Source organism: Glaciimonas sp. PCH181 (genome assembly GCF_003056055.1).
In the GTDB taxonomy this organism is placed as follows: domain Bacteria; phylum Pseudomonadota; class Gammaproteobacteria; order Burkholderiales; family Burkholderiaceae_D; genus Glaciimonas.
On sequence record NZ_PYFP01000002.1, the window covers coordinates 720,145 to 744,824 of the forward strand.

Here is a 24,680-nt window from a genome sequence, read left to right on the forward strand (position 1 = left end):
CCCGTTGCGGGTTAAGCCTCAAATCCCAGCGGATTCAGCGATTGCCATTTCCATGAATCCGCGCACATCGCTGCCAAACCACGCTCTGCACGCCAGCCCAACAATTCCGCCGCCAGACTTGGGTCGGCGTAGCACGACGCGATATCGCCAGGACGACGCGGGACCAGATCGTAAGGCACCGGCTGATCGCTAGCCTTTTCATACGCGGCAATCACTTCCAGCACGCTATACCCAGAGCCGGTGCCGATATTCGTCGTCAAACTTTTCTGCTCGCGTTGCAAATAGGCCAGCGCCGCCAAATGTGCCTTCGCCAGATCGACTACGTGGATATAGTCACGCACGCCCGTGCCGTCGACCGTTGGATAATCCGACCCGAATACCGACAATTTTGCTGAACGTTTAGCAGCAACGCGGGCAATGTACGGCATCAAATTATTTGGCGTGCCGCGCGGATCTTCACCGATTAAGCCGCTTTCATGCGCACCAACCGGATTGAAATAGCGCAGATACGCCACTTTCCAGCTGTCGTTGGATATTTCCAGATCGCGCAGCATCTGCTCACCCATCAGCTTGGTCTGGCCGTACGGATTGGTCGCCGACAACGGAAAATCCTCACGGATTGGCACCGTCGCAGGATTGCCATACACCGTTGCCGATGAGCTAAAGACCAACTGATCCACGCCAGCCGCCGTCATCGCGCTGCATAAAGTTAACAAAGCGCCAAGATTATTCGCGTAATACTCAACCGGCTTCGCCACCGATTCACCTACCGATTTTAGCGCCGCGAAATGAATCGCTGCGCCGATCCGGTTGCCGTTGAATAAAGACTCCGTCGCGGCGCGGTCGCATAAATTAGCCTCTACAAAATGGGGTTTCTTCCCGGTAATTTTCTGAATCCGGTCCAATACCACGGGGCTGCTATTCACCAAATTATCAACGCCGATAACGTCGTGTCCTGCATTAAGCAATTCGACCCAAGTGTGGGAGCCGATATAACCGGTTGCACCGGTCAGAAGAATGGCTGATTTATTAGAGTTATTCATGCACACCTAAAAGAAATAGAAAGGATAAACAATGTATTTTTTAATAAAAAATTTGCATGCGGCAATTATTTACTTTGAGTAATTGTTTATATAAAACATTTAAATTTATATTCAAAAATAGTTATTTAATATAAAGGAAATACATAATAGAAATTTCCTATTAAAACTGTTACCTTGAAACAAAAAATTCACATGTTTTAACAACTTTTTTCAACGGTTTGTGTTATGTTTTATTAAAGAAATATTGCAAGCGAAAAAATATTAATAAAATAATAATAATTTGATGTTATTCTGCAACGGCTGTTTCTTAAATTCCAAACAAAATTAAAATCGGGCGAAAATACGACCGCGTATTTTTGCAAATAATTCATCACCCACAGGGTGTTGTAAAAGATCGGAAAGAGTTATGCGGCTTTCAGTCGACTGGGATAATCAATTTTATTACTTTGCAGTAATTTTCACCATTCTATTTATTCTATCAGCCGGCAAAATCTTCGCTGCTGAAAATGTTTCCTCGCCAGACAACAAGGCGAACTACGCCTTCTATTATGGTGACAACCCACCGATTGCCGAACTGCAAGCGTTCGACAAAGTCGTGCTCGACGCCGATAGCAACATCAATCCAAACCAGCTGAAAAGCGCCCGCACCCAATGGCTGGCCTATGTCAGCGTGGGCGAAGTTGCCGCTACACGCAGCTATGCAAAAGCGATTCCGCCAGCATGGTTCATTGGACAAAACACCACCTGGAACTCAAAAGTAATCGATCAATCAGCCGCTGGCTGGCCTGCATTTTTTGTAGAGAAGGTTATCACGCCATTGTGGAGCCGGGGCTTTCGCGGTTTTTTTCTCGATACCCTCGATTCTTATCAACTGGTCGCCAAAACTCCTGACGCTATTGCGCAACAGCAGGCCGGTCTGATCGCCGTCATCAAAGCGATAAAAGCCCGTTACCCCGACGCCAATCTTGTATTCAATCGCGGCTTTGAAATATTGCCGCAAGTCAGTAACTTAGCCTCCGCAGTAGCGTTGGAATCACTCTTCAGCGCCTGGGACGAAGGCAGCAAGCGCTATATAGATGTCCCCGAAAACGATCGGCAATGGTTACTCGGCCAAGTAAAAACTATTCAAGACACTTATCACTTGCCAGTGATATCGATTGATTATTGCGCACCGGGAAACCGCGCCTGCGCTGATAGCACCGTTGCCAAGATAAACAAATTAGGCATTACCCCGTATGTCGCCGATGGCGGCTTGCAAACGGTTGGGTCAGGACGCGTCGGCGTTGTCCCACGCCGCATTCTGATCGTCCAGAATCTGGCGGAGGATATCAACATCGATAACTCGGATGGGGTGCGCTTTCTGGCCACGCCGCTTAACTATCTTGGTTATAAAGTTGAATATGCCGACATGAAGGATACGTTGCCCTCGAATGTCTCTTCCGACATTTATGCAGGGATCGTCGTATGGGCTAACGGTCCCATGGGAACGTCGTCACCCAAGTTCATCAAGTGGCTAAAAGACAGCATGACAACCGGCGTGCGCGTCGCCTTCATGAACCAGTTTGGCGCACCGGTCGATAGCGCACTAGGCCAACTACTGGGCTTAAAATCTGTCCCCGGTCGGCCACGCGGTCCGCTCAAGGTCGAGTCAAAAGATCCTATGATGGGCTTTGAAATCATGCCACCCGGCGAACGTCGCGACGCCGTCGGCGTGCTAGCAGGACGTGGCAGCACATCGTTGCTGCGGCTGCGTGCCGATGCGTACGCGGTCGACGCCGCAGCGATTACACCTTGGGGCGGTTATGTATTGTCACCGTATGCCGTCTACGCCATGGATGACATTCAAAAAAATAGCTGGGCGATCCAGCCGATTGAATTTTTCCGCCGTGCATTAAATTTAACGCTGCTGCCAGTGCCGGATACCACCACTGAAAATGGTCGACGCTTATTGATGGCGCACGTTGATGGCGACGGTTATGCATCGCGTAACGAATTTTTTCCCGGCGGTTTTCCGGGCGAATCGCTCTACAAAGACGTCTGGGAAAAATACAAAATTCCTACGACGCTATCGATTGTAGAAGGCGAAGTCGGCGCCAAAGGCATGTATCCCAACCTGACGCCACAACTGGAAGCGCTGGCCAAGCGTATGTTTGCCCTGCCCTACGTAGAAATTGGCAGCCATACCTACTCGCATCCTTTTGAGTGGGACGCTACCGTCAAGCATCAACGAATCTCCGAAGGAAAAGCCGGACCAAACGCCGTCCAGACCGAAGATTTTCATCTGAATATTCCCGGCTATATTTACAATCTGGACCGCGAAATCACCGGCACCCTGAATTACATCAACAGCACACTGACCACCAAAAACAAACCGGTGGCAATATTGCTGTGGCCGGGCAGTTGCGATCCTCCGGCCGATGCCGTCAGAAAGGTCTACGCGGCCGGAGTACTGAACATGAACGGCGGCGACACCCTGATCACCAAAAACAACGCCAGCTGGACCGCCATCGCGCCGTTGGGCGTCAACAAAGGTCCGGGCGCATATCAGATCTATGCACCCAACCAGAATGAAGACTTGTACACCAACGAGTGGACCGGACCTTTCTACGGCTTCGAACGCGTGATCGAAACCTTCCAGATGACCGATTTGCCACTGCGTTTCAAGCCAGTCGACATCTATTACCACATGTATAGCGGCACCAAATTAGCCGCACTGAAAGCTTTGCAACGGGTCTACGACTACGCGCTGTCACAGCCGAATTTTCCGATATACGCTACGGAATATGTGCGCAAAGTCATCGATTTTGAAAATATGTCGATTGCGCGCGAAGGCGACAACTGGATCGTCAGAAGCGCCGGCGACCTGCGCACATTACGCATCCCAACTGGCGCGACACCAAATCTGGACAGCGCAGAAGGCGTCGCTGGTTACGCCGCAGGACCGGGCGGCACTTACGTCCATCTGGCTGGCGACACAGCGCGATTTTCAATCGGCACCGCCACTCCTGCTTCCGTTGCTGCGCCTTATCTGGCCGACGCCAATGGTCGTATTTCGAATCTGGTAAAAACCGGCAATACGCTGTCGTTCGATTTCAAATCACACGTAAAACCTATTCTGCGCCTGGCGCAAACGGGATCATGCAACGTTACCGTAGACGGAAAAGCAGTGCGTTTAACAAAAGAAAACTCCCTAAGCCGTGTTGATTTCCCGTTGCAGTCAGTCGTCGCTGCCGATGGGCTACGTCATATAGAGGTCCGCTGTGGCAATTAAACGAGAACGTCTGGTCCATCCTTTCTTCATTGCGCTATTCGGCGCACTGATCGCTTTTACGCTGGGCCTGATGCTGCCGCATGAACGTCTGGTGCAGCGCCTCAAAAATGCGGAGGGCAACGCGCTCAGCGTGGCCTATCTTGAAGCATGGTTACGGATCAAACGTGACGATCTGGAACTGGTCAGCGTCCTCGCTCGCCAATATATCCAGTCCGGTCGGCTGACAGAGGCCGATCCGCTGGTGGCGCGCCTGCTCACCGCCACAGACCCTACTATCCGCGGCAATGCCCTGCTGCTGGAAATTCAAATCGCCGAACAACGCGCCTATGCGCTACAGCCGGAAGACCCGCAGCGGATTGCGTTGCTAGAAAAAATCGGCACCATGATGACGCAAGCCAAAACGTTCACATGGGAACCCGTCACGCTGCAAAACCTGGCTGTCAAATCACGCGCACTGAATCTGCTGGATTTATCTGCTGAGTTTTATCGTCGTCTGGCTCTGGTGGATCCCAAACATGCTGGTGAATGGCAAATGCTGGCGGGTGAACTATCGCTGGAAAACAGCAAATATCGCGATGCGGCAAACGCCTCCTTTGCGGCACAGGCAGCCTCAACCTCGCTCGCAGAACAACGCACTTACTTTTTATCCGGTCTGCGCGCATTGCAAGCCGGTAATCTGATGCAACTGGCAATGTCGGAAGCGCAGGAACACGCCGGTCCCTATCTGGAAAACGACGCAGAAACATTGCGTTTTCTCACCAACCTTGCGCGCTCCGCCAATCGTCCAGACCTGGCTGAAAAATACGCCAAACGCTTGCTGAGCGTGATGCAAACCAGCGCGATCAACGCCATCGACAGAATGCAAATGGCCGACACGTTTGTGTTGATGCACGCCAGCAGCGACGGCAGCAACCCCGCCGCCGATCAGCCGGTGTATCTGGATGGCGTTAAAGGGAATGCATTAAGAAAAGCGCTAGACCGCGACCATCCCGCAGGGATTCTGCGGGTCGCCGCCAACGCCACCAATTCAGCTACGCCAGCACCCGCGCAAGCGAGTCCGGCGGTCAAAAAAAATACCGCGCCCGCTGCGCCTGTCGAAAAACCGAAAACAGATACCCCGAAATCAACGCAAAACGACGATTTCGAACTCACTTACAACGTTTTTCTCTCCAATCAAAACCTGACCGAAGCCTTGCGCGTGGCCGAGGCAGCTAACCGGCGGACTCCCGGCGATCCGCTATGGATGCGCCGCCGCGCGATGGTCAATGAGTGGAAGGGTCAGGCACCGCAGGCATTGCAAGCATGGCTGGACATGGCCCACGCCACCAATAGTCCCGAGGCATGGCAAGCCGTATTGCGGCTGGCGCCCGGGCTCAATAACGATGCTGTCTATCTGGAAGCATTGCGCCATCAAGCCGGTAGCGCACGTTCTGAGCTGGTGTTGATTGATCAAATTGTTGGCACTTACGAGCGGCTGGATCAGGCTGACAAAGCGCTGGCATTCCTCGATGCGCAAATGAATAAAACCGCCTATCGCAAAGAATTGCTGGAACGCTATGCAGCGCTGGCCGAACGTACTGGCGACGACGATCTTGCGCTGCGTTCGTATCTGCGTCTTAACCGTGAATACGGACCGCAAACCCCTTACGCATTAAAGCTGGCAAATATCTATAGCGCACGCGGTGATTTTGTCGCTGCCTGCGACGTGCTGCTGGCAGTACAAAACAAGGTCGATGCCGCCGATGTCTTTTTTTGGCGTGCGCTGATCCAGAGCGCCGTGCGTGCTGAGCGTGACGATGTCGCCCGCGAAGCCTCGCGCCATCTGGTTACCAGTCAACAAGCTACACCGGGCGACATGGAAAACATCATCAGTCTGTGGGATGAGTATCCGATTGATGCGGCGCGGTTGGCAGAAAGTTCTTTCCGCAAAACCGGCAATATCGTCTCGTTGCAAGAAGCGGTTTATCAGTATTCCCGCGCCAGAGCATGGCAGCGGATTGATGCGCTGCTCAACTCGCTGACCTTGGAACAAACTGAAGCAGCCGAGAAATCGCCAGAATTTTTGATGGCCAAGGCAGAGTTTCTGCGACAAACCGGACGTAACGATGACGCGCTGGCCACCTTGCGCACTGTCATCGCAGTGAATGACACCGCCGGCGACGCACGCGCTGCCTTTATCTGGGCGCTGACGGACCGCGGCACTGACATCGAATTGCGGGCCACACTCAAGCGCTGGCGTGACGATGCCGAGAACGACTCAGAATTGTGGGCACCGTACGCAGCGGGCTATACGCGTCTGTATGACCGCGCCAACGCCCTCCATTTCTTGAACAAACAAGGTCCGGAAAAACTGAACGACCCATTGTTTGCGCTTACCTACGCCGATGCGCTGGAAGAATTAGGGCAACCGGACCGCGCCTGGCAAATTCGCCGCCGGGCATGGCTGGAGATATCCAAACGTCGCGCTGTATTACTCGGCACAAGTCCCGGTTCAGGCAAGAAACCACAGCAAGTTGCAAGCGCTGGCAATACAGCCAATGATAAAGATGCCGATGACGACAGCGAAGTGGAAATCAGCCTGCAAAGCGTCGAGAATCAAGCCGAAATGCGCGCCCGCAGCGTCACGCTGGCACAAACGTTTGCCGGCGGTGATTTCTCGCGCAATCTGCTGACCCATGTATTACGCCAAAACCTCGCCGATCAAGCCAGTGCACCGGGCGGTCAAACGTTCTCGATTCAAGGACTTGGGTTAGCCACCGACGACATCAAAATCGGCCCTGCCAAAGCACCGGTATATTCGGAAGCAGTCGCCGAAGATGTCGCGTTGACATGGTCGTTATCCAACGAACCGTATGAGCTGGCACGCGCATGGATGGCGCAACGCTATGCCGCTCAGCTGGAGCGCCCGGCCTTTGCGGAAATAGCGATTGCCCTCGCCGCCGACGACATCCCCGCGATGGAAAAATTGCTGGCTGACAATCCTGATCGTCTGCCACTGTTGAATCGTATCGATGCCAACATTCGGCTCGACCGCAGCAGAGAAGCGCAACGTCTGGCGTTTAACGGACTGGACAAAAATCCTGACAACGAAGAACTGCAATCCCGGTTCACCGAAACCGCTTTAGTCAATGCGAACTATGTCGAAGCCGGCGCCACATCGTTCCGGCAAAGTCCGCTGCGCTTCGTGGAAAGCGATTTAACGCTGAAGCAGCATGTCACCGAACATCTCAGCGTGATCATCAAAGAAGCCATCCGCAATCAGCATAGCGACGATCTGACGCAATTAATCAATGTTCCCCATCAGGATAGAAGCCTGAAGCTGGGCCTGAACTATAAAACTACCAATACCGATCTGTTATTTGAAGCTGGCACCCGTAATGCCGTAAAAACCTTTGGACAAGCACGGTTTGCAGGCAGCTGGAAAGAGCTTGACGCCCTGACCTGGAACGCTGGATTGGGCCTCAACCAAGAAGCCACCGACTCGCCGCAATTACGCATCGGCGGCATGAAAGATGTCGCCTCCCTTGGTGCCAACTGGCGCATCGGCACGCATGATTTTATTCAGGGTCAGGTCGAAGCATCCCGCTATTACGCACAAGACAGAACCGCCATCGGCAGCGGCACCCAGTTTGAAATCGAAGCCGGTCATCGCTTCCGGATCGAGTATCCCGATTTCACGCTGCGCGCCGTCGCCACCCGCGCCAATTACACCGTCAGCGGCGACGCTGGCACACTGTTTGGCCACCTCTCACCCGACGGCACAGCCACCGTCGCCGAGGTCATGCCAGCCAGCTTTACCCAAGCCGGTCTGGTATTTAGTTTCGGCATGGACTTGCAAGAAAACTATACCCGCGCATGGCGACCATTTCTAGAAGTCGGCCTGCTGCATGACACCCGCGAAGGATGGGTCCGCAACGCGCGGGTAGGAGTGGCCGGATCGGTGTTGGGTAACGATCACGCAATGCTGTACTACACGCATGACCGCTCCGCCCAAAACGGTGGCTCTCCGGCTTCGGAATTTGGTGTGCGATATCGCTGGAATTTCTAATAGGTTTCTCAGGTTTTTTGAATACTGCTTAATCCGTATCACAAAGAACGACAAAATTACATTTACTTGGAGGTAGCAATGATTACTTTTTCCCAGCTCGTCAATCGCCGCATGGGCTTATCTGTACATTCGTCGATACGCTCGTCCGTACTTGCCGTCACCTTTATGGCAGCTACCGCCCTCAGCGGCTGCGCAGTGATTAAATCCACCTCGGCGGTAGACGTGCAGCGCGGCGACAGTATCGCGCTGCTGCCGATCATCAACCTGACCGAAACACCGCAGGCTGGTGCACGTGCAGAAGTGCTGGTAGAAACACTACTACAAGCTGACGGCTTCACCCAATTGAAGCACTACGCTGGCACCGTCAACAGCGATACGCTATTTCAAAATATTGACCGCGACGCGGTGGAGCAAGCCACCGCCACCGCACGCACGCAAAAAGCCAAATACGGCCTGACCGGATCGGTTCAGGAATGGCGCTATAAAGTCGGCGTTGATGGCGAGCCTGCAGTCGGCATTTCGCTCAAACTGATCAATATCGAGACCGGCGAAGTCGTCTGGACAGCCTCCGGCAGCCGTTCTGGCTGGAGCCGCGATGCTGTCTCTGGCGTGGCCCAAAAACTCATCGGTCAGCTATTAAGTTCTTTGGCTAAATGAAGCACGCCGCTGGCAATCGATTGTCAATGCAGCGTCAATAAGTAAGTAATAAATCAGCAGATCAGCAATATGTGATTAGCACGCAATAGTTGCCATTGAATTGCCAGTAAGAGGGGAAATTATGAACGCACCGCAATACAAACCGGTTCTGCCGCAGACACCAGAAGCGTCCAACGATCCGGATCTGCTATCGCCGCACCAAGAGCACACCGGCTATCTGCGCGGCATTAAGACGCCGAGCCGCTATAGTCGTTTGCTGGCGCCCGGCATCACCGGCGTAGGTGCGATTGTCGAATCGGCAGCGTTGATGCTGATTGCGCTGGGACTTGGCTATGCTTTCTCGCCCGAAGACCCATTGCTGCTGCGTCTGAGTTTTCCCTATGCCTGGATTTTGCCGCTGATTCTGGCCCTGCGCTACGGCTCTATGATGGGCGTATTGAGCGGATTGGTCGTGGTGGCCGGATGGCTTTTCCTTTACGCTGGCTTCGGTCCGATACCGTCGGTCGCCTCACCGTTGTTCCCGCGCGACTTCTTTATCGGCGGTTTTTTGCTGGTGTTTATTGCCGGTCAATACGGCGATATTTGGGCCGTCCGTCTGGCACGCTCAAACGTGGTCAATGGCTATCTCAGCGACCGCCTGAGTGCGCTCACCAAAAATCATTTTCTGCTGCGTCTTTCGCACGAACGGTTAGAAAACGACTTACTGGCAAAACCCACCACTTTGCGCGACACCCTCTCGCAATTGCGTGACGTGGTATTAGCCGACAGCGATCATACCGTCGACCTGCCGAGCGCAGCGCAGTTGGTCCAGCTAGCCGCCCATGCCTGCCAGCTCGAAACAGCGGCGTTATACGTCGTCAACAATGGCAGAGTCGGCACAGTCGCCTCAGGCAAGGTCGGGCAGCCATTCCCATTGAATCACGATGATCCTTTGTTCAAGATGTGCCTGGACAAAAAAACGCTGGTGCATCTGCAATCGGCAGAACTGCAAGACGATCAAAAAACCCACTACGTTGCGTGCGTGCCAGTCCTTAGCGGCACCGACGATTTGATCGGTATATTAGTCGTCAAGCGGATGCCATTTTTATCCCTGAATTATGAGAATTTACAATTTTTGCTGGTGCTGATGGGGTATTACGCCGACGGTGCGCGGCACGCTCAGGCTACCCGCCAAATTCTCAAAATGGTTCCCGATTGCCCGCAGGATTTCGCGCTCGACTATGTCCGTCTTGCCCGCCTGCAGAAAGAAACCGGCGTCGAATCGCATATCCTGGCGCTGCGCTTTGGTGAGCATGACATGCAAGAAATCCTCTCGACGCATGTCACCCGTGGACTGCGTTCGCTGGATATGGCGTGGCCGCTGCAAATTGGCAAAAGCACGGTGCTGATTATCCTGATTCCGCTTTCTGGCGCGAACGCTGTATCCGGCTATCTGCTGCGCGTGGAAGAAGGCATGCGCGCCAACTTTGGTGCCGATTTTGGACAAGCAAAAGTCACCGTTCAATCGATGAGAGTCGGCGCAGAAAACGGCGAAGATGCCTTACAGCATCTGGTCACAAGGATGCAGATTCATGGATAACCCAGTCAACAAGCTAGGTGACCTTGCGCAGACTAATCACGGGCTGTTTTCCTTTCTGCATTCCTACTTTACCGGCAACGACGAACAGGTATTAATCAGCCTTTTTCTATTGCAAGGAATTGTCGCTTTAATAGTTACCGTCATCGCGCTTTTTATATTGCCGAAAAAATATAGACAGCAATGGCGCAAGTCCGGCCCATATCTGTTTATTTTTTCGCTAGCCGTACCTTTCGGCGCGTTGTTGGTGTGCTTGCCCAGCATCTGGCTGGCGCGCCGCTTCCCGGTCAATATCGAACTGAAAGATATTGGCGAAGTCGCTCTGCCAACATTTGTTCCGCAACTGGTATCGCGGGTGAAACACGGCGGCGGCGCACGCCTGCGGGTACAACTGGAAAACGTTGCCGCGCCAGTCGCCGAACGGATGGCAGCGTTAGTCGCTATTCAAGCCATGCAAAAACGTACCGCCAGCCCAATCTTGCGCGGCCTGTTATCCGACTCGGTCGAAGATGTCCGGCTGCTGGTTTACGGCATGCTGGATGGCGCAGAAAAAGAAATTACGCAACAAATTCATACCGCTTTCCCGGCATTGGCCGCAGCCAGTAACGACGCCGAACTATGCGCCGCCAATCACCGGCTTGCGGATCTGTATTGGGAACTCATTTATCAGAATCTGGTACAAGACGATATTTATCGCTACACCGCCGAACAGGCCGAAAAATACGCCTTCGCCGCCCTCACACTTGATCACACCATCGCGCCGCTGTGGTATATGCGCGGTCGCTTAGCGCTAATGCGTGGCATCCCCGATCTGGCGGAAGGTTTTCTAAAACTGGCCGGTACTTACCATTTTCCGCATGATCGGCTGCTACCGCGCTTAGCCGAAGCAGCGTATCTGCGCGGCGATTATCAACATGTCCGCAGCGCCTTTCTTGGATTTCGGAATCAGTCGATGCTGCCATCCCTAAAACCACTCCAGCTCTATTGGACATCATGAAAAAATCCTTGCCGCGCGCCGCCTCGGCGGATATCGCTCTGCTGCTCGAAGGGACCTTTCCCTACGTTCGCGGCGGCGTATCAAGCTGGGTCAATCAAATGATCCAGGCTTTTCCTCAGTACACTTTCGCTTGCATATTCGTCGGCAGCCGTGAAGAAGATTACGGCGAGATGGCCTATGCGCTGCCGCCCAACGTCGTGCATCTGGAGGTCCATTACCTCTATGAATTCCATGCCGAGCCGACGGTCGTTTCCAGCGAAGGCAACCCGGCGGTATTCGACAAAGTTGCCAGTCTGCACGAAGCTTTGCGCAATCCGGCCAAGCGCGAAGAAGCCACCAAGGGCTTGCGTGAAAGCATGAACCTGTTCGGCGACGACGACGGCTTATCAGAAAGCCAGTTCCTCTACAGCCGCAAGTCATGGGAATACATCACCGAGCAATATCGCAAATACTGCACCGATCCGTCGTTTACCGACTATTTCTGGACCGTGCGGCTGATGCACAAACCGCTGTGGCAAATGATGCGCATTGCCAATAACATGATCGACGTAAAGCTGTATCACACGATCTCCACCGGCTATGCTGGCTTTTTGGGATCGCTGCTGCATCACAAAACCAATCGCCCATTGATCACGTCCGAACACGGTATTTATACCAAAGAACGCAAGATCGATTTGTTCCAGAATCAATGGATACAAGACAATCGCAGCGTGTTTGAAAAAGACATTTCGCAAGTCAGTTATTTCCGCAATTTGTGGGTCCGGTTTTTTGAAACTCTCGGCCATGTCTGTTATGACGCCAGCACACAAATCGTGGCGCTGTTTGAAGGCAATCGGCAACGCCAGATTCTGGACGGCGCGGACATCAAAAAAACCATGACTATCCCCAACGGCGTCGATCTGACACGGCTGGCTAAATTGCGCGATCTGCGCCCTGCGACACCGCCCAAAGTCCTGTGTCTGATGGGCCGCGTGGTGCCGATCAAAGATATTAAAACCTTCATCCGCGCCATGCTGACCGTGACGCGGGAAATGCCGGAAGCAGAAGGCTGGATCGCCGGGCCGGAAGACGAAGACAAAGAATACGCCTCAGAATGTAGAAATCTGGTGGAAAGTTTTGGGCTGACAGAAAAAGTAAAATTTCTAGGCTATCAAAATATTAACGATTTATTGCCGAAATGCGGCGTCCTGATCCTCAGTTCCATCAGCGAAGCATTACCGTTAGTCGTGCTGGAAGGTTTTGCCGCTGGCGTGCCATCCGTCACGACCGATGTTGGCTCTTGCCGCCAATTGATTTATGGCGCAGAAGGCGAAGATGCCGCGCTGGGTGCCGCCGGTGCCGTGGTGCGGATTGCCGACCCGATTTCACTCGCCGCAGAAGCATTAAAACTGCTGCGCGACGACAATCTATGGCATGCAGCACAACGCGCCGGAATCGCCCGCGTAGAAAAATATTACACGCAGGAATTGATGGTAAGTACCTATCAAGAGTTGTATTCGCGCCTGTTGGCAAGCAGCACGCCACCAGCGGCGACGGATGCCAGCAAACCGAAGCTGGTTTGTCCGATGGCAAACATGCCCAACATCGCCAATGCGGGAGCAAGCTAATGGCCGGGATCGGATTTGAACTCAGAAAAATCCTCAAACAAAATACGCTGTTTGGGGTGTTTCGAGCGTACACCTATGCGGGTGTAATCAGTTCCGGCTCGTGGATATTGTCGATCGTCGGGATTTTGCTGATCGGTATTCTGAGCTTGCCGTTTGTGATTCCCAGCGTGCAGGTCACGCAGTTTCAGGTGTCGATCACATATTTGATTGCGGTCAGTCTCATCATTACGGGGCCGATGCAATTGGCGTTTACCCGCTTTACCTCAGACCGCCTGTTTGAGCATCGCGATGATCTGGTTTTTTCCAATTACCACGCGGTGGTGCTGCTGGTGACTGCGGTAGCTGGCCTGATCGGGCTGCTGGCGGCGGTATTTTTATTTCCGGATCAGTCCGTAGGCTATCGCTTATTGATGGTGATTGGTTTTGTGGTCGTCAGCAACATCTGGATTGCGGTGATTTTTCTTACCGGGATGAAGCAATACAAGCAGATTGTCTGGACCTTTTTTATCGGCTACGGCCTGACGGTCGGTGCGTCTTTGTATCTGGCCAATTGGGGGCTTGAAGGCTTGGTTTTAGGCTTTGTGATTGGTCAGATTTCCTTACTGACGGGGTTATCGTTATTGATTTATCGGGCCTACGGCGGTCCGGTATTTATATCGTTTGAAATATTTCAGCGACGTTATTTATTTCCTAGTTTGTTGTTGATTGGGTTTTTGTATAACCTGGGAATTTGGACGGATAAATTTATATTTTGGTATGCGGATGGAACTGGGCAGCAAGTTATCGGGCCGTTACGGGCATCGGTGATTTACGACATTCCGATTTTTCTGGCGTATCTGGGAATTATTCCGGGGATGGCGGTTTTTCTGGTCCGGATCGAGACGGATTTTGTGGAGTTTCACGAGGCTTTTTATAATGCCGTGCGGCAGGGAAGTTCGCTGGATCACATTGAGAAGATGCGTAATTTGATGGTACAGACGATCAGGGTCGGTCTGTATGAAATCATGAAGATTCAGGCGATTGCCGCGTTGTTGTTGTTTGCATTGGGTGGACCGATTTTGCGATTACTAGGGATTTCGGAGTTGTATCTGCCGCTGCTGTATGTGGATGTGGTTGCCGCTAGTTTGCAGGTGGTCTTTTTGGGCGTATTGAATATTTTCTTTTATCTTGATCGACGGCGTGAAGTTTTGTTGCTGACTGCGGCGTTTGTGGTGCTCAATAATGTGATGACGTGGGTGACGTTGGAGTTGGGTCCCACGTATTACGGGTATGGATTTGCCGGGGCCTTGTTAATTGTGGTGATGGCGAGTATTTATATGCTGGATCGGAAGTTGGAAGTGTTGGAGTATCAGACTTATATGTTGCAGAAATCGGCATAGGGATTGCGGGTAATTTGATGCGTAATTGGCTTGTCGGGTGTTTAGCCCGACAAGCCTTATGGATTTATTCTTATGGTTTATAGCTGAAACGGTTTGTGCTCCGTTGATGCAAGCCGGAGGCGGCCCGGCAGCCGGTCATTTTGTTCTTGCTTCGGCTAGACGCCCCCGCAGAAAACGCAACCAAAAAGAAGACGACAGCAAAGACGTCGCCTTTCGTGTCCTCACATTTTTTGGCCATCCTGCGAGTCGAGAAACCAACTCGCTGCGCTCAAACATGTTTCCCGCCTGTTTCCGAGTGACAGCTAAAAAATTCGACAGCGCCCCATGACGGGATAGGTCAACTTCAACGGCCACTTCAACGACAACCGCAGCTACCACGTCAAAAACAACTTCAACGTCAAAGGTGCTGCGCCTGCAAGACAATCGTTTTCAAAAATTCCCTTCAGAAATGACAAAGCCGCCCTAAGAGCATCTAGCCAAGCAGGACGGTCAAAGGGCTGAGTCAAGTTTCAAGATTACGCAACAATGACGCTACGGTCAGTGCCCACGGTGCTCGGTATGTTTTTGCGCCCTCTAGAAAATGTCAATAACCTATCGTAATTGCCAATTTGCAATCTGATCGGCGTGGCCGGTAAATAACACGAGTGCTAATAAGGGACCAGTCCGGGGGCCACCCCGACTTGCATCCACGGAGAGCTAATCGCGTGTCAATAACCATCAAACCAGAAAGCCCCCCTACGGAGAGCTAACTGTTTCAATTACCAAATAACGCCCAACAACAAATCCCCCTCTTTACTCAAATATTTCATAACTTTTTTCAAAGAAATTGCCAATTAAGCATTAATTCCGCAGAAAAAAAATGCCGAACATGATAATCTTTCTGGGTGGAATTATTTTTAATCGGCCTCCTGCCAAACAGTCTCAAAGTGAAAGCCATCCGTCCATGCGAATAGCAGTAAATTTCTACCCATGGCAAGCCGTGTGATGTTGATTACTCGACCGTTCAGGCGATTCAGCCACATGGCCACAAACCTTGGCTTCCTGCGCGGTTGTCTTCATATCATTTTGATCTGGCCGGCTGTAGGCCTATTCCTGTCTCTCGTCATTTGGCAGATAACCACCTCGCAAATCAACGACCAAAAACAAACACTCCGCAAAAACGGCATCGCCCAAGTAGCGCTACTTGCCGACACCTACGCAGAACAATTATCCCGCCCGATCGAGCAAATCGACCAGATCACGCTCAACCTAAAATACTACTGGCAGCTAAGCGGTGGAACGCTAAGACTAGATGACCAGCTCCGCGCAGGCCTGTATCCAGTCAGTTCCCAGCTATATGTCACAATCATCGACAAAAACGGCGATATCGTCACCACCACGCTACAACGCCCAAAAAACAGCATGGCAACCCGCGATTATTTCCTATCGCATAAAAGTAATAACACCAATCAATTATTGATCAGCAAGCCATCCGTCGGACGTGGATCAGGCAAGTTTGTTGTACGTTTTTCACGCAGACTAAACACCCCCGATGGCAGCTTCGACGGCATCGTCATGGTCTCCGTCGAACCAGCCTATTTTGCTAACACCAGCGCCGATACCACGCTCGGAAAACGCGGCTTTTTATCCGTCAGAAGCAAAGATGGCGTCCTCCTCGCCATGCGAACCGGCGAAAGCATCCGCGCCTACCCCACCATATTCAGAACACCTCCAGTCCTCAAAGCAGACAATGGTATCGGCGTCACCGCTAAAGAAAAATTCATCGACAATCAAGCACGCGTCGTCGCCTGGAGAAGCGTAAAAAACTATCCTCTCGTAGCAGTCGCAGGCTTATCCGAAGAAGACCTGATACTGCCGCTGCAAGCCATCGCCCGTGAGTACCACATCCTCGCATTGGCCCGAATTTTAGTCGTCATGATTTTTGTCCTCATCGGCATCTTCTTCTCATCCCGACTGGCATGGCGCAAACATCAGGCAATGCAAGCCCGCGAAGCCTATGGCATTTCATCCGAAGGCGGCACCGAAGGCTTCTTTATGTTCGCCGCCCAACGCCGTCGCGACGGCACCGTCATCGACTTTTTGATTGCCGATTGCAATGAATATGGCGCAACGCTGTATGGTCGGGCCAAAAGCGAAATGCTGGGGCGCAGACTGTCCAGTATTTACACCAGCCCGTCCTATTTTGAACAACTGCTGCAAACCTACGTCGCCGCGATGGACGCCAGCTTTTACGAAGACGACTTTCCGGTGCCGACAGAAAGTCCGCTGAATATGCTGTGGGTGCATCGCAAAATGATGCGCTCCAACGCCGGACTGGCACTGACATTGCGCGACATCAGCGAAAGCAAAGCGCATGAACAAGCGCTGCTGGCGATGGCGAATTCAGACGCTCTGACCGCCCTGCCCAACCGCCATTGGCTGATGGATTTCTTGCCGTTTGCGATCAACCGTGCCCGCACCAGCCAGACCACACTGGCGCTGCTATTCGTCGATCTGGATGACTTCAAAAACGTCAATGACACGATGGGACATGCGGCTGGCGATGAACTGCTGCAAGCCGCCGCTGCCCGCTTGCGTTCGGTCATCCGACCATCGGACAGCGTCGTACGTCTGGGTGGCGACGAATTCACCATCATTCTCGAAAATCCCGAAAACGCCGTCGCCGTAGAACGTGTCAGCGAACGCGTGATTTCCGCATTAAAGCGGCCTTTCTTGCTGGGCGGGCGCAGCAGTCACGTGGTCTGTGCCTCCATCGGCATCAGTGTTTTTCCAAAAGATGGCGATGATGTCGAAACCCTGCTCAAACATGCCGATATCGCCATGTATGCGGCCAAAGCTAACGGCAAGGCAAGTTATCAATTCTTTCAGCCGCAACTATCGCAAAATCTGGTCGTGCGGCTGAGCAACGAACAAGCGCTGCGTACCGCCATCGATGCCGATGAGTTCGTGCTTTATTACCAGCCACGGGTAGACGCCGCCAGCGGCGAATTACGCAGTCTGGAGGCGCTGATACGCTGGATTCATCCGATCCGCGGCCTGATTCCGCCGGACGAATTTATCCCAATGGCTGAAGAGACAGGACTGATCGTCAAACTAGGCGAAATGGTGATCGAAAAGGCCTGTGCGCAACTGGCAAAATGGCAGGCAGCCAACTTGCCACTGGTGCCGGTTTCGATCAATGTATCGTCGCCGCAATTCAATCAAGGCAACTTTGAGGTGCTGTTTGCATCGCATATGCGGCGGCATGGGATTTCGCCTTCGATGGTCGAAATTGAACTGACTGAGTCCTGCATGATGGGCGAAGATGAGGCTATCTTTAAACAACTTGGCGCGTTGAAGGCGCTGGGCGTTAAATTGCTGTTGGATGATTTTGGTACAGGTTATTCGTCGTTGTCGCAATTGCAACGACTGGATCTGGATATTTTGAAAGTCGATCGGGCTTTTACCGCCAAACTTGGTAAAGGCAAGGAAGGCGAAGTATTTTTCATGGCAATCATTTCGATGGCGCATGTGTTGAACATGACCGTCGTTGCAGAAGGCGTGGAAACGCTGGAGCAATTGCATATTCTGCAAGAATTATCCTGTAACGAAATACAGGGATTTTATGTCTCACGGCCGTTACCGTCGGATGACATTGCCAAACTGATGCGGAAGCGGTTTCTGTTTCCTGAAGCCGTCGGAAATGTAAAGAAAATCGGGTAAAGCCGCACGGCTTTACCCGATTTTTACTGCATCAATGTTAATGCGGTGGTCCGTTTCTTCTAATTCAAATTACACACACATCTTATAAAACGCCATCAGCGTACTGCTGCGGTGAATTTCCCCTTGGCGTAGCCTTGCGCCATCTCGTCTAACGAGACGACTTTGATTTTTGATGCTTGTCCGGCAGAACCGAAGGCTTCAAAACGTATCTGGCAGATATCTTTGGCCGCTGCGGTGGCATCTTTGAAGAATTTTCGCGGGTCAAATTCGGAGGGATTTTTTGCCATGCTGCGGCGCATTGCACCGGTCATTGCGAGGCGGATATCGGTGTCGATATTGACTTTACGCACGCCGTGTTTAATACCTTGCAGGATTTCTTCTACCGGAACACCGTAGGTTTCTTTCATGTCGCCGCCGTATTCACGGATGATGTCTAGCCATTCTTGTGGGACGGATGAGGAGCCGTGCATGACCAGATGCGTGTTTGGAATCCGGGCGTGGATTTCTTTGATGCGATTGATAGCCAGAATATCGCCGGTTGGTTTGCGGCTGAATTTATAGGCACCGTGGCTGGTGCCAATGGCGATGGCGAGCGCGTCTACGCCAGTTTGTTTGACGAAATCAGCGGCTTGGGCTGGGTCGGTTAGCAGTTGATCGTGGGAGAGGATGCCTTCTGCGCCGGAGCCGTCTTCTTCGCCAGCCTGGCCGGATTCTAGCGATCCCAGGCAGCCTAATTCACCTTCTACCGATACGCCGATGTAGTGGGCGAAATCGGTTACTTTGCGGGTGACTTCGACGTTATATTCATACGATGAAGGGGTTTTCATGTCTTCCATTAGCGAGCCGTCCATCATGACGCTTGAGAATCCAGAGCGGATGGAGGTTTGGCAGACTGCCGGGCTGCCGCCGTGATCTTGATGCATACAAATTGGAATATGCGGGTAGGCTTCTACTGCGGCTTCTACCATTTTGCGGAGAAACGCTTCACCGGCGTATTTGCGGGCACCTGCTGAGGCTTGCAAGATTACGGGACTGTCGCAGGCGTCTGCTGCTTGCATGATCGCTAGGATTTGTTCTAGATTATTGACGTTGAAGGCGGGTAGACCGTATTGGTGGTCTGCTGCGTGATCTAGCAATTGACGTAGGGATACTAGGGCCATTTTCAATCTCCTTTTAGGGCTGTTTTAGTACGAAATCGGTAATTGGTTTTGTTTGGTTTAGTTTGGTGGTTTTTGAAATGGTTGGCTCTCCGTGGAGGCTTTATCCAGGCTAGCCAGACAGCTAGACACTTTTTCTTGCTTCAGCTAGGCGCCCCCGCAGAAAACGCAACCAAAAAGAAGGCGACCGCAGACATCACTACCTTTCGGGTCCCCGCATGCCTCAGGCTTTTGCTGGGTCGAAAAACCAACTCGCTGCGCTCAAGCATGTTTCCCGACAAACCTCGTCAAACTACCCTCTCACATTAAGCACCGCCACAGCCGGCAAAGGCTTCCCCTCCAAAAACTCCAAAAAAGCTCCTCCAGCAGTGGAAATATAATCAATCCGATCTGCAATTCCAAACGCGTTAATCGCCGCAACCGTATCGCCACCACCCGCAATCGAATAAGCCGACGACCCGGCGATAGCCTCCGCCAGCACCCGCGTCCCATCCGAAAACGCCGCAAACTCAAACACCCCAACCGGCCCATTCCAGACAATCGTTCCCGCCGACTGCAACGTGCGCGCAAGCGCAGCAGCACTCTCCGGCCCGATATCAAAAATCAAGTCATCCGCGTCAACATCAGCAATCGGCTTAATAGTCGCCTCCGCATCCGGCGAAAACCGCTTAGCGCAAACCACATCTGTGGGCAGCGGCACAGCGGCGCCCCGAGCCTGCATCTTGGCGATAATCGTCCGCGCCTCGCCCACCAACTCCGGCTCTGCCAACGACTTCCCAATCGGCGTGCCTTGCGCCAACAAAAACGTATTCGCAATCCCGCCACCGACAATCAACAAATCGACCTTCTCCGCCAACGCATCAAGAATAGTTAACTTAGTCGACACCTTAGACCCCGCCACAATCGCCACCAGCGGACGTTTTGCGTTCGCTAACGCCGTCGTCAACGCATCCAACTCCGCCGCCATCAACGGCCCCGCACAGGCAATTTTCGCGTGATGCGCGATCCCTTCTGTGCTGGCTTCTGCCCGGTGCGCGGTGCCAAATGCATCATTCACATAAATGTCACACAACGCCGCCATCGTCTTTGCTAAGGCAGCGGCATTGGTTTTTTCACCCACATTGCCGCGACAATTTTCTAACAATACAATCTCACCATCCGCTACATCAAACCCACCAGCTACCCAATTTTTTATCAACCGCACCGGCTGACCTAAATGCTTGCTCAGACATTCCCCCACCAGCGCCAACGACTCCACCGGGCGCAATTCGCCCTCGGTCGGCCGCCCCAGATGCGATGTCACCATCACCCGTGCACCGGCTTTGGCTGCAAACCGCACACCCGCCAACGCCGCCCGAATCCGCGTATCGTCGGTAATATTCCCCGCATCATCAATCGGCACATTCAAATCGGCACGGATAAAAACCCGTTGCCCTAGCAATTGGGCGGCGGAAAAATCGGTCAGTTTTTTAAATTGCATGGTGGTATTCGCTTTGTTGGATTTATGAATTCAATCGTTTTTTAGGAAGCCGTAAAGTTGGCCGTATTTCCTCTTCCGCCGACGTGCTTCCCACCGGCGAAAGTGGCTCTGCCAGCGCGGCCAATTCCATAAACGAGGTAATCAAACCATCACACTTCAATGCATCCAATCCGCCCGGCCCCGGATAACCGTAACGGACGATGTACACCGGCATTTCAGCAGCACGTGCAGCGTCAACATCGACCGCCGAATCGCCCACCATAAAAGCGCGGGCCGGGCTGGCGCCCAACACGTCGCAGGCGTGTAATAAAGGCTCAGCAGCCGGCTTCATTGTCGACAAAGAATCCCCACCTACGACGACATCAAAATAGCTATCCAAACCAGCAATTTGCAGCAACGATTCTGCTAGCTCAAATGGCTTATTGGTCACTACACCTAAGCGAAAACCGGCTTCTTTCAACTGCGTCAGGCCTTCTCGCACACCGGTAAAGACGCTGCCGAAATGACCGTTGGTTTCGCGGTAATGGTGATGAAATAAATCCTCAACATATTGCGAATCGAAACGGTCGGTAATACCTGTTGCATCGCGCGCACGACGGACCAGATTCGGTACGCCTTTACCAATAAAACTGCACACGGTTTCAAACGGTAAAGGTCCGGCATCCAGATCATCGAGCATGCGATTGACGGCGGCAAAAATGTCTGGCGCGGTGTCTACCAACGTGCCGTCCAGATCGATCAGAATCGCCCGTTGCGAAGTATTGATTTGATGATTAATCGGAGAATTCGCCTGATGCATCACATTCCCTTTATAACGGCCAGCGCCGATGCAACTACGTGATCAGAAGTCAGTTTAAAGTGCGCATACAGTTGTTCGGCAGGAGCCGATTCACCGAAAGTATCAATGCCGATGGCGATGCCGCTGTCGCCGACTACACCGCGCCAGAACCAGGTCACGCCTGCTTCAATGCTGACGCGTGGAATGCCGTCCGGCAAAACGCATTTGCGATAGCTTGCATCCTGCGCATAAAAGGCTTCCACACAAGGCATTGAAACCACCCGCACTGCGACGCCATCTTCGGTCAGTTGCGCTGCTGCTGCCGCGGCAATTTCTACCTCAGAGCCGGTCGCAATCAACACAACTTTGGGCGAAGGGTGATCGATCAATACGTAACCGCCGCGTGCCAGATCGCTGATTTGTTCGGGTGTACGTTCAAACGGCGTCAACGCCTGTCGTGAAAACACCAGACAGGTTGGCCCATCCGCACGCGTGATCGCCGCTTGCCATGCAACAGCAGTTTCGACACCATCGCAAGGCCGCCAGAGTCGGTTGTTCGGAATCAACCGCAAGCTGGCAGCGTGCTCCACCGGCTGATGCGTCGGCCCATCTTCGCCCAAGCCTATCGAGTCATGCGTCAGTACATGAATCACGCGCTGCTTCATCAACGCCGCCATCCGAATCGCATTGCGGGAGTAATCGGAGAACGTCATGAACGTGCCGCCGTAAGGCACAAATCCGCCATACAGCGCCATGCCGTTCATGATTGCGGCCATGCCGAATTCACGCACGCCATAGCTCAGATAATTGCCGCTGCCTTCGTAATTGACCCATACCGATGCTTTGACATTGGTCAGATTCGATCCCGACAAATCTGCCGATCCGCCAAAAAATTCAGGCAACGTCGCGGTAATATGTTCCAGCACAATTTGTGAGGCTTTACGTGTCGCTACTTTCTTTTGCAAGTCGCCTGCGGTGTTAATCAGCTGCGAGAATTTTTCGCTTAATGTGGCTGGTAATTCCCCGGCCAAACGGCGTAATAATTCCGCCGCCAACTCTGGATAGGCGGCTTTATAGGCGGCAAAATGTCCATCCCATTCGGTCTGGCGCGCCTGACCCTTGGCACGTGCATCCCACGCCGTTGCCATCTCTGGCGGCACTTCAAACGGTGCAGCAGTCCAATTTTTATTCACACGCATGGCGGCGATTTCTGCCGCGCCTAATGGTGCACCGTGCACGTCATGACCGCCCGCTTTGGTCGGCGCGCCCTGCCCGATGACCGTTTTACAACAAATCAACGTTGGTTGCGTATTTTGCGATTTCGCCTGACGAATTGCTGCGTCCAGCGCATCGACATCATGACCATCCACCGCTGCAATCACGTTCCAGCCATAGGCAGCAAACCGCTTCGGCGTATCGTCGGCAAACCAGCCTTTAACATTACCGTCGATGGAAATGCCGTTGTCGTCATAGAAGCAAATCAGCTTGCCCAAACCCAGGGTTCCCGCCAGCGAACTAACTTCGTGGCTAATCCCCTCCATCAAACAGCCATCGCCGACAAACACATAAGTGTGATGGTCGATGATGTTGTGGCCGGGGCGATTGAAGCTGGCTGCCAGCATCTTTTCTGCCAATGCCATACCGACTGCATTCGACAAACCTTGCCCCAGCGGACCGGTCGTGGTTTCTACACCCGGCGTGACATCGACTTCTGGATGGCCCGGCGTCCTGGAATGCATCTGCCGAAATTGCGCCAGCTCTTCTATCTTCAAATCATAGCCACTCAAATGCAGCAACGCATACAGCAGCATCGAGCCATGACCGTTGGATAAAACAAAACGATCCCGATTGGCCCACGTCGGGTCAGTCGGATTGTGGCGCAAATGTCCGCGCCACAACACGTCAGCTATTTCGGCCATGCCCATCGGCGCACCGGGATGACCGCTTTTGGCTTTTTCTACCGCATCGGCAGCTAAAAATCGTAACGCGTCAGCAGGCGTCGGAGTGACCTTCAATTTTTCTGGAGCATTCATCATTCACCTCGATCAGAGTAGGCCAACGGCGCGTTTTTTGCGTTCCATCATGCGTAAAATAAACGGCGTGAAAATCAATTGCATCGCCAGTTCCATCTTGCCGCCCGGGACCACAATCGTATTGGCGCGGGACATGAAAGAGTCGTGCACCATATTCCGCAAATACTGAAAATCGATGCCTTTTGGATCGGCAAAACGGATTACGACCAGACTTTCATCCGGCGCTGGAATTTCGCGGGCGATGAACGGATTCGAGGTATCGACGCAAGGCACGCGCTGAAAATTTACATGCGTATGCGAAAACTGCGGACAAATATAATTCACGTAATCCGGCATCCGTCGCAGGATGGTATCCGTCACGGCTTCGGTTGAATAACCACGTTTGGACTTATCGCGCCATAGCTTTTGGATCCATTCCAAATTGATGACGGGCACCACGCCGATCAACAAATCCGGGTGCTTGGCGATATTGACCTTATCGGTCACGACGCCCCCATGCAAACCTTCATAAAACAACAGATCGTTATCCTTCGCCAAATCTTCCCAAGGCGTAAAGGTGCCAGGCTGCTGCTTATAGGGCGCGGCTTCTTCGACGTCATGTAAGTATTTGCGACGGCGTCCTGTGCCGGTTTCGGCATAGGTGGCGAACAGCGATTCCAGCTCTGGGAAGAGATTGGTGTCCGGTCCGAAGTGACTGAAATTATTGTCCCCGCTGGCTTCTGCGGCGGAGAGTTTTACTTTCATTTCGTTGCGGTCATAGCGATGGAAGCTATCGCCTTCAACAATCACTGAACGCACTTTTTCGCGGCGGAAAATGTTTTCAAACGTGCGCGTGACCGAAGTCGTTCCTGCGCCGGATGACCCGGTAATGGCAATGATTGGATAGCGTTCAGACATGATGATCTCTCAAAAAAGTAATAATCGCGCGATGTCGGCTTATCAACAAATAAGC

The 24,680-nt window shown here is 52.6% G+C and carries 14 protein-coding genes; 8 read left to right on the plus strand and 6 right to left on the minus strand.

Annotation, left to right across the window (positions count from 1 at the left end):
* Window positions 1-11 precede the first annotated feature (11 nt).
* Window positions 12-1,043, minus strand: a complete 1,032-nt coding sequence (galE, locus tag C7W93_RS16425; protein WP_108441364.1) for a UDP-glucose 4-epimerase GalE — start codon at window positions 1,041-1,043, stop codon at window positions 12-14.
* 406 nt (window positions 1,044-1,449) lie between these two features.
* On the opposite strand from galE, the gene C7W93_RS16430 reads away from it, so the two are divergent.
* The 8 genes from C7W93_RS16430 to C7W93_RS16465 all read left to right on the plus strand — a co-directional run bounded on the left by C7W93_RS16430 (window position 1,450) and on the right by C7W93_RS16465 (window position 18,280).
* Window positions 1,450-4,314, plus strand: coding sequence for a bifunctional glycoside hydrolase 114/ polysaccharide deacetylase family protein (locus tag C7W93_RS16430; RefSeq protein WP_108441365.1), 2,865 nt, complete (start codon window positions 1,450-1,452; stop codon window positions 4,312-4,314).
* Window positions 4,304-8,362, plus strand: a complete 4,059-nt coding sequence (locus C7W93_RS16435) for a tetratricopeptide repeat protein (protein WP_108441366.1) — start codon at window positions 4,304-4,306, stop codon at window positions 8,360-8,362. The genes C7W93_RS16430 and C7W93_RS16435 overlap by 11 nt, the downstream gene beginning before the upstream one ends.
* 111 nt (window positions 8,363-8,473) lie before the next feature.
* Window positions 8,474-9,019 carry a penicillin-binding protein activator LpoB gene (locus C7W93_RS16440; protein ID WP_108442174.1) on the plus strand — a complete coding sequence of 182 codons (546 nt, stop codon included), beginning with the start codon at window positions 8,474-8,476 and terminating at the stop codon, window positions 9,017-9,019.
* 121 nt (window positions 9,020-9,140) lie between these two features.
* Entirely contained in the window at window positions 9,141-10,598 is a 1,458-nt protein-coding gene (locus tag C7W93_RS16445; RefSeq protein ID WP_108441367.1) for a PelD GGDEF domain-containing protein, read from the plus strand.
* Complete coding sequence (locus C7W93_RS16450) at window positions 10,591-11,592, plus strand: lipopolysaccharide N-acetylglucosaminyl transferase (protein WP_108441368.1); 1,002 nt, start codon at window positions 10,591-10,593, stop codon at window positions 11,590-11,592. The genes C7W93_RS16445 and C7W93_RS16450 overlap by 8 nt, the downstream gene beginning before the upstream one ends.
* Window positions 11,589-13,199 carry a GT4 family glycosyltransferase PelF gene (pelF, locus tag C7W93_RS16455; protein ID WP_108441369.1) on the plus strand — a complete coding sequence of 537 codons (1,611 nt, stop codon included), beginning with the start codon at window positions 11,589-11,591 and terminating at the stop codon, window positions 13,197-13,199. The genes C7W93_RS16450 and pelF overlap by 4 nt, the downstream gene beginning before the upstream one ends.
* Window positions 13,199-14,578, plus strand: a complete 1,380-nt coding sequence (gene pelG, locus C7W93_RS16460; RefSeq protein ID WP_108441370.1) for an exopolysaccharide Pel transporter PelG — start codon at window positions 13,199-13,201, stop codon at window positions 14,576-14,578. Before pelF ends, pelG begins: the two co-directional genes overlap by 1 nt.
* Window positions 14,579-15,598: 1,020 nt before the next feature.
* A complete protein-coding gene (locus tag C7W93_RS16465; RefSeq protein WP_108441371.1) occupies window positions 15,599-18,280 on the plus strand; it encodes an EAL domain-containing protein in 2,682 nt (893 codons plus the stop codon).
* Between the two features lie 95 nt (window positions 18,281-18,375).
* On the opposite strand, the gene fba is transcribed toward C7W93_RS16465, so the two are convergent.
* The 5 genes from fba to C7W93_RS16490 all read right to left on the minus strand — a co-directional run bounded on the left by fba (window position 18,376) and on the right by C7W93_RS16490 (window position 24,625).
* The gene (fba, locus tag C7W93_RS16470; protein ID WP_108441372.1) at window positions 18,376-19,440 is read right to left on the minus strand and encodes a class II fructose-bisphosphate aldolase; all 1,065 of its coding nucleotides are present in this window, start codon (window positions 19,438-19,440) and stop codon (window positions 18,376-18,378) included.
* 289 nt (window positions 19,441-19,729) lie between these two features.
* Complete coding sequence (locus C7W93_RS16475; RefSeq protein WP_108441373.1) at window positions 19,730-20,917, minus strand: phosphoglycerate kinase; 1,188 nt, start codon at window positions 20,915-20,917, stop codon at window positions 19,730-19,732.
* 22 nt (window positions 20,918-20,939) lie between these two features.
* A complete protein-coding gene (gene gph / locus C7W93_RS16480) occupies window positions 20,940-21,716 on the minus strand; it encodes a phosphoglycolate phosphatase (protein ID WP_108441374.1) in 777 nt (258 codons plus the stop codon).
* Window positions 21,716-23,728, minus strand: a complete 2,013-nt coding sequence (gene tkt / locus C7W93_RS16485; protein ID WP_108442175.1) for a transketolase — start codon at window positions 23,726-23,728, stop codon at window positions 21,716-21,718. Before tkt ends, gph begins: the two co-directional genes overlap by 1 nt.
* Before the next feature lie 12 nt (window positions 23,729-23,740).
* A complete protein-coding gene (locus C7W93_RS16490; protein WP_108441375.1) occupies window positions 23,741-24,625 on the minus strand; it encodes a phosphoribulokinase in 885 nt (294 codons plus the stop codon).
* Window positions 24,626-24,680 lie beyond the last annotated feature (55 nt).